General features: G+C 67.8%; 8 protein-coding genes. 6 read left to right on the top strand and 2 right to left on the bottom strand.

Going from position 1 to position 6,720, the window contains the following annotated elements; translation table 11 throughout:
- Both Q7T84_RS12500 and Q7T84_RS12495 read left to right on the top strand, forming a co-directional pair.
- The coding region (locus tag Q7T84_RS12500; RefSeq protein ID WP_304809337.1) for an ABC transporter ATP-binding protein at positions 1-1,005 on the top strand (1,005 nt) is incomplete at its 5' end.
- 8 nt (positions 1,006-1,013) lie between these two features.
- Positions 1,014-2,078 carry a mannose-1-phosphate guanylyltransferase gene (locus tag Q7T84_RS12495; protein ID WP_304809335.1) on the top strand — a complete coding sequence of 355 codons (1,065 nt, stop codon included), beginning with the start codon at positions 1,014-1,016 and terminating at the stop codon, positions 2,076-2,078.
- A gap of 80 nt (positions 2,079-2,158) precedes the next feature.
- Here Q7T84_RS12495 and Q7T84_RS12490 read toward each other — a convergent pair whose 3' ends face one another.
- Positions 2,159-2,590, bottom strand: coding sequence for a hypothetical protein (locus Q7T84_RS12490; RefSeq protein WP_304809333.1), 432 nt, complete (start codon positions 2,588-2,590; stop codon positions 2,159-2,161).
- Positions 2,591-2,816: 226 nt separating this feature from the next.
- On the opposite strand from Q7T84_RS12490, the gene Q7T84_RS12485 reads away from it, so the two are divergent.
- Both Q7T84_RS12485 and Q7T84_RS12480 read left to right on the top strand, forming a co-directional pair.
- Positions 2,817-4,019 carry a threonine ammonia-lyase gene (locus Q7T84_RS12485; RefSeq protein ID WP_304809330.1) on the top strand — a complete coding sequence of 401 codons (1,203 nt, stop codon included), beginning with the start codon at positions 2,817-2,819 and terminating at the stop codon, positions 4,017-4,019.
- A 12-nt stretch (positions 4,020-4,031) separates the two neighbouring features.
- The gene (locus Q7T84_RS12480) at positions 4,032-4,538 is read left to right on the top strand and encodes an FKBP-type peptidyl-prolyl cis-trans isomerase (protein ID WP_304809328.1); all 507 of its coding nucleotides are present in this window, start codon (positions 4,032-4,034) and stop codon (positions 4,536-4,538) included.
- A gap of 114 nt (positions 4,539-4,652) precedes the next feature.
- On the opposite strand, the gene Q7T84_RS12475 is transcribed toward Q7T84_RS12480, so the two are convergent.
- On the bottom strand, positions 4,653-5,177 hold the full coding sequence (locus tag Q7T84_RS12475; RefSeq protein WP_304809326.1) for a DUF1993 family protein: 525 nt from the start codon (positions 5,175-5,177) through the stop codon (positions 4,653-4,655).
- Between the two features lie 180 nt (positions 5,178-5,357).
- Between Q7T84_RS12475 and Q7T84_RS12470 the strand changes: the two genes are divergently transcribed.
- Together Q7T84_RS12470 and Q7T84_RS12465 are read left to right on the top strand one after the other, a co-directional pair.
- Positions 5,358-5,921, top strand: coding sequence for a carboxymuconolactone decarboxylase family protein (locus Q7T84_RS12470; RefSeq protein ID WP_304809323.1), 564 nt, complete (start codon positions 5,358-5,360; stop codon positions 5,919-5,921).
- Between the two features lie 2 nt (positions 5,922-5,923).
- A partial coding sequence (locus tag Q7T84_RS12465; protein WP_304809321.1) for an SDR family NAD(P)-dependent oxidoreductase occupies positions 5,924-6,720 on the top strand: 797 nt, incomplete at its 3' end.

The following is a 6,720-nucleotide window of genomic DNA, read 5'->3' as shown; positions in this document are numbered from 1 at the left end:
AGCCCGGTCGCGCCGGGCGCCCCCGTCGTCGTCGAGGGCCACGACATCAAGGTCTGGTTCCCGATGCGCGAGGGCCTGTTCGGCGCCAAGCGGAACCTGCGCGCCGTGGACGGCGTCTCCTTCCAGGTGCGCGAGGGCGAGACCCTGGGCGTGGTGGGCGAGAGCGGCTGCGGCAAGTCCACCCTGGCGCGGGCCGTCATCAACCTGATCCCGGCCACCGGCGGGGCGGTGACCCTGCTGGGCCGCGACATCACCGGCGCCGACAAGGAATCCATGCGCGCCGCGCGCCGCGACCTGCAGATCGTCTTCCAGGATCCCCTGGCCAGCCTCGACCCGCGCATGACCATCGGCGACTCGATCGCCGAACCGCTGCGCGTCTTCCAGCCGGACCTGAAGCCCGCCGACCGCGAGCTTGAGGTGCGGGCCATGATGCAGCGGGCGGGGCTCTCGCCGGCCCTGATCAACCGCTATCCGCACGAGCTGTCGGGCGGCCAGAACCAGCGGGTGGGCATCGCGCGCGCGATGATCCTGCGCCCCAAGCTGGTGATCTGCGACGAGGCGGTCTCGGCCCTGGATGTCTCCATCCGCGCCCAGATCATCGACCTGCTGATCCTGTTGCAGAAAGAGATGGGGCTGGCGATGATCTTCATCAGCCACGACCTGGCGGTGGTGCGCGAGATCAGCCACCGAGTGATGGTGCTCTATCTCGGCCGGGTGATGGAGGAGGCGGACCGCGACCAGCTCTACGCCGCCCCCCAGCACCCTTATACCCAGGCCCTCTTGTCGGCCGCGCCGATCCCCGACCCGGTCCGCGAGCGCAGCCGCAAGCGCCTGCGGCTGGTGGGCGAGCCGCCCTCGCCGATGGACCCGCGCAGCGCCTTGCGGTTCCTGCCCTCGAAACTCAGCGCCGATCCCAAGGCGCCGGTCTATTCGCCGAAGCTACGCGAGGTCGCCCCCGGCCATCTGGTCTCCGAATTCGACCCGCCGGCGGCGGACGCAGCTTGAGCCTGACCATGACCCGCAAGATCATTCCCGTGCTGATGTCCGGCGGCGCGGGCACGCGCCTGTGGCCCCTGTCGCGCACCGTCCGACCCAAGCAGTTTCATCGGCTGGGCGGGGCCAACACCCTTATCCAGGACACCGCCCTGCGGTTGACCGGGGCGGGCTTCGAGGCCCCGGTGGTGATCTGCGCCGCGAGCCAGGCCGACTTGGCGCGTGAGCAGTTGGCGCAGGTCGGGATCGCCCCGGCCGCGATCATCACCGAGCCGGCGCCCCGCAACACTGCTCCGGCCTCCGTCGCGGTCGCCGCCTATGGCGCGCAGATCGATCCTGACGCCCTGATGGTGCTGCTGCACGCCGACAATCTGGTCGCCGACGTCGCCGCCCTGCACGCCGCCATCGAAGCCGGCCGCCCGGCGGCCGAGGCCGGCGAGATCGTGCTGCTCGGCCTCAAGCCGACCGGGCCCTCAACCCTCTATGGCTATATCCAGGCCACCGGCCAGGGCGCGGCGCGCAAGGTCGCGAGCTTCGTCGAGAAGCCGGACCTGGAGACCGCCAAGCGTTTCGTGGCCGATCCCGACTACAGCTGGAACGGCGGCATGTTCATGTTCAAGGCTGGCGCGTTCCTGGACCAGGCGCGGCTGCTGGCGCCGGAGGTGGCGGCTGCGGCCGAGGCGGCGCTGGCCGGCGCTCGCCGCTCCGGCGACCTGGTCGCCTTGGGCGAGGCGTTCCTCACCGCGCCGAGCATCGCCATCGACGTGGCGGTGATGGAGAAGACCGACCGCGCCAGCGTGGTCGAGGCCGATATCGGCTGGGCCGACGTCGGCAACTGGAGCGCCCTCTGGGAGCTGTCTGCGAAGACCGCCTCGGGCGACGCCCTGGAAGGCGAGGTCATCGCCGTCGAGACGCGCGACTGCCTGGCCCGCACCGACGGCCCGGTCGTGGTGCTGGCCGGGGTCGAGGATATCGTGGTGGTGGTGGAGAACGGCGTGGTGCTGGTCACCCGTCGTGACGCGCCGGGCGCGGTTCGGGCCGGGGTCGAGGCCCTGAAGGCCAAGGGACGCTCGGACCTGCTCTAGCTAGTGGTAGAGGTCGTGGAGCCGGCGGCGCAGTGCCTCGGCGGCCGTGGCCGTGGCCGTGGATGGAAGGAGCGGGAGGCCTAGCTGCTCACCGGCTCGTTGGCGCCTGGCGCTTCCGCAAGCACATCGTTGATAAGTCGCCACCAGACCTTGTGAAATCGGGAATCTGCCCGCAACTCGGCGTTCAATCGCGTCAAAAGCTCGGGGTATGTGGAGTCGTTTTTCTTGAACAAGCTGAACCTCGGGTAATACTCCGTCGCAAGAATGTAGACCTCGCCAAGGTCGGAGACCTGCATCCAGACTCGCTTGCCTTGGGTCGTCACCTCGAAATCCCAACCATGCTCTTGCTGATGTTCGGGCGGGGAAACGTCGTATCCCAGCCGCTGCAGAATGGCGGCTATCGCCTCGGCGACCCCGCGCCCGCCGAACTGGATGATCTCGCCATCTTCGTCCTCAATCTGGTCATCTGGAAAGTCGGCATAGAGCTCCGCGCAGGGCCTGATCACCGCCACCAATCCCCCTCCGTTGCCCCGGATTTTTGCCATTCGAGCGAGAAATCCTGTCCGACAGTTCTGACCTTGGCAAGAACGAAGTGGGAACTTTCGAGTCTAGCCGCCGGGTTGGGCGGCCCGTATCGATGTTGGGTCGGGGCTGTTCGACCTACCGCAGACCCCGCCCGCATTGCGATAAGGGGGCTCGCCCGTTAGACGTGGCGCCATCTCCCACATCGGCTCTGACATGACGCTTTCCATCGACGACATCCGCGCCGCCGCTGACCGGCTGAAGGGGCACATCGAGCGCACGCCCTGCCGTCATTCGCGGACCTTGTCGGAGATTACCGGCGCCGAGGTCTGGGTGAAGTTCGAGAACCTGCAGTTCACCGCCGCCTACAAGGAGCGCGGGGCGCTCAACACCCTGCTGCAACTGTCGGACAATGAGCGCGGGCGCGGCGTGATCGCGGCCTCGGCCGGCAATCACAGCCAGGGCCTGGCCTATCACGCCGCCCGGCTGGGCATTCCGGTGACCATCGTGATGCCGCGCTCCACGCCGTTCGTGAAGGTGCAGCAGACCCGGGCCCACGGCGCCAATGTGGTGCTGGAAGGCGACAACTACGACGCCTCGTCCGAGGTGGCGATGAAGCTGCAGGTCGAGCGCGACCTGGCCTTCATCCACCCGTTCAACGACCTGCAGGTGATGGCCGGCCAAGGCACCGTGGCGCTCGAAATGTTCGAGGACGTGCCGGACCTGGAGTCCCTGCCGATCCCGATCGGCGGCGGCGGGCTGATCGCCGGCTGCGCCACCGTGGCCAAGTCGCTGAACCCCAAGGTCGAGGTGATCGGCGTCGAGCCGGCCATGTACCCGTCCTTCACCGCCAAGATGCGCGGCGTGATCGGCACCAGCGGCGGGGCGACCATCGCTGAAGGCATCGCGGTCAAGCAGGTCGGCGAGTTGTCCTACGCCATCTCCCGGCCGCTGATCGACGAGGTGTTGCTGATCGAGGAGCCGCACTTCGAGCGCGCCGTGGCCCTCTACTGCAACGTCGAGAAGACCGTCGTCGAGGGTGCGGGCGCCGCCTCGCTCGCCGCCTTGCTGGCTTATCCCAGCAAGTTCAAGGGCAAGAAGGTCGGCCTGATCGTCACCGGCGGCAATATCGACACCCGCCTGCTGGCCTCGGTCCTGACCCGCGAACTGGTGCGCGACCAGCGCTTGGTCAGCCTACGGATCATCGGCGACGACCGTCCCGGCCTGCTGGCCACTGTCTCGGCCGTCATCGGCCAGATGGGCGCCAATATCGTCGAGGTCGCGCACAACCGCCTGGCCCTGGATGTGCCGGCCAAGGGCGCGGAGTTCGACATCATGATCGAGACTCGCGACGCCCAGCACACCCAGGAAATCATGGAAGCCCTGCGCGAGTGCGGCTATCCGCCCCGCGCCGTCTAGGAAAGTCCCGACATGAAGCTTCTGATCCCCGTTCTCGCCGCGGTCCTGGCGCTGGCCGGCTGCAACAAGGCCGGCGGCGACCCCGCCGAGATGGCCAAGTCGGCCGCCGAGGCCAAGGCCTTCATGGCGACCAACGCCAAGGTCGAGGGCGTCCAGACCCTGCCGTCCGGGGTGCAGTACAAGATCGTCCGTTCAGGGCCGGCGACCGGTCTGAAGCCGGGTCCGCAGGACGAGGTGAAGGTCCACTACGAGGGCAAGTTGGTCTCCGGGAAGATCTTCGATTCCTCCTATGATCGCGGCCAGCCGGCGGCCATGCCGCTGCCGGCCCTGATCCCGGCCTGGAAGGAAGCCCTGCAGCTGATGCGTCCAGGTGATGAGTGGATTCTCTTCGTGCCGCCGGAAATGGGCTATGGCCCAGAAGGCGCGGGCGGCGGCGAGATCCCCGGCAACAGCGTGCTGATCTTCCGCATCGAACTGATCGACGTGCTGCCGGCGCCCGGCCGCATCCAGCAGGGCTAAGCCGCGGCCACTCCCCCGCTGGGGGAGCCGTCAGCCGTTTGGCTGACTGAGGGGGGACCTTGACGATCTTCGCCGTGGATCCCCCTCCCCCGGCGGGAAGGATCTAAGGCGGAGCTACGCCGCCTTCATGCGCAGCGGACCCATATAGTCGCGCTTGCCGATCGGCACGCCGCGCGCCCGCAAGATGTCGTAGGCGGTGGTGGCGTGGAAGTGCAGGTTCGGCGTCGAGAACGACATCAGGAAGTTCTCGGCGGTGAACGGGATCTTGCGCTCGCCAAACGCGAAGGCGACGTCCTTGCCTTCCAGGGCGTTGACCTCTTCCGGCGTCAGCGCCTTGAGGCCGGCGATGGCGTCAGCGATCAGCTTTTGCAGGCCCGCATAGTCCTTCACGCTCTGGTCGCCGCCCGGCGAGAACACTCCGGCCTTCACGCCTTCGATCGCGCCCAGCGAATGATGCGCCACGGAGATGATCTGGAAGCGGAAGTCGAACATGTCGGGGCACATGCGCGCCTCGACAATCTCCTGCGGGTCGATGTTGTTGTCCTGGCAATGAGCCAGGCCGCGCTCCAGGAAGCCGGCGACGCCGCTCAGCGTCTGAAGGAATGAAGCTACGCTGACGTCGTAGAGTGAGATCGCCATTTTCCGGGTCCCCGTTGTGATTTGTGGGGCCAGTGTCGGCTGGCCGACCACGAGAGACCAGGGGTTTTCACTGTTCCGTTGCGGCAAGCACAAGCTCCATACCGAACGCTGGAAGGCTTGCGCCTAGCGCCGAGCCCCTGTTTGGTGTCGGCCAAACCAGACCAAGGGGAAACGAAGCAGATGCGTCTCACCAGCCCGCGGATCGCGCCGCTCCAGAACGCCGAACTCGACGCCGAGCAGCAGGAGATCGTCGCCCCGATGGGCGATCGGGTGCTGAACATCTTCCGGACCATGATCCAGGCGCCGAAGGCCGCGAAGGGCTTTCTGGCCTGGGGCAACTATGTGCTGTCGAAGAAGAACGACCTGCCGGCCCGCGAGCGCGAGATCGTCATTCTGCGCATCGGCTTCCTCTGCAAGTCCGGCTACGAGTGGACCCAGCACGTGCCGATCGGCGTGCGCGCCGGCCTGACGCAGGACGAAGTCGCGCGGATCAAGGGTGGGGCCGACGCGCCTGGCTGGAGCGCCGCCGACCAGGCCCTGCTGCGGGCCGCCGACGAACTGCACCACGACCAGTTCATCACCGACGCGACCTGGACCGCCCTGAAGGCGCACTTTACCGACAAGCAGTGCATGGACGTGGTGTTCACCGCCGGCCAGTACACCCAGGTCTCGATGATCCTCAATTCCTTCGGCGTGCAGCTTGATGAGGGCCAGACCCTCGACCCCGACCTGAAGGGGTTCTGAGCATGACGGACCGCCTGAAGGGCAAGACCGCCGTCGTCGTCGGCGCCGGCCAGACGCCGGGCGAGACCATCGGCAATGGGCGGGCCATGTCGATCCTGTTCGCCCGGGAAGGCGCGGAGGTGCTCTGCGTCGACCGCGTCGCCGAGCGCGCCGAGGAGACCGCCGCCATGATCGTGGCCGAGGGCGGCAAGGCCACCGCCTTCACCGCCAACGTCACCAAGGCCAGCGACGTCGAGGCCATGATCGAGGCCGCCAAGGCCCGCCTGGGCCGCATCGACATCCTGATCAACAATGTCGGCGTCGGCGGCGGCGACGGGCCGGCCCACCGGGTCGAGGAGGCCGCCTTCGACCGAATCCTCAGCGTCAACCTCAAGGGCATGTGGCTGACCATCAAGGCCGCCATCCCGACGATGCGCGAGCAGGGCGGCGGGGCCATCGTCAACATCTCGTCCCTGGCCGGGATCGCCGGCGGCAATCAGGTGGCCTACGAGGTCTCCAAGGCGGCGGTGAACCGCCTGACCACCAGCGTCGCCCAGTCCAACGCCGCCAAGGGCGTTCGCTGCAACGCCATCATGCCGGGCCTGATGGACACTCCCATGGCCGTGGCCGGCATCGCCCAGGCCAGCGGCCAGGAGCAGGAGGCGGTCCGCGCCGCCCGTAATGCAAGAGTTCCGCTGGGCGGCAAGATGGGCAACGCCTGGGACACCGCCTATGCGGCCCTCTTCCTGGCCTCCGACGAGGCGGGCTTCATCACCGGGGCGATCCTGCCCGTGGACGGCGGCATGGGGAGCCGGATCGG

The sequence above is a fragment of the Phenylobacterium sp. genome, from assembly GCF_030654915.1.
In the GTDB taxonomy this organism is placed as follows: Bacteria; Pseudomonadota; Alphaproteobacteria; order Caulobacterales; family Caulobacteraceae; genus Phenylobacterium.
The sequence above is the reverse complement of the archived record's forward strand: the minus strand, read 5'-3'. Positions and strand labels throughout refer to the sequence as shown.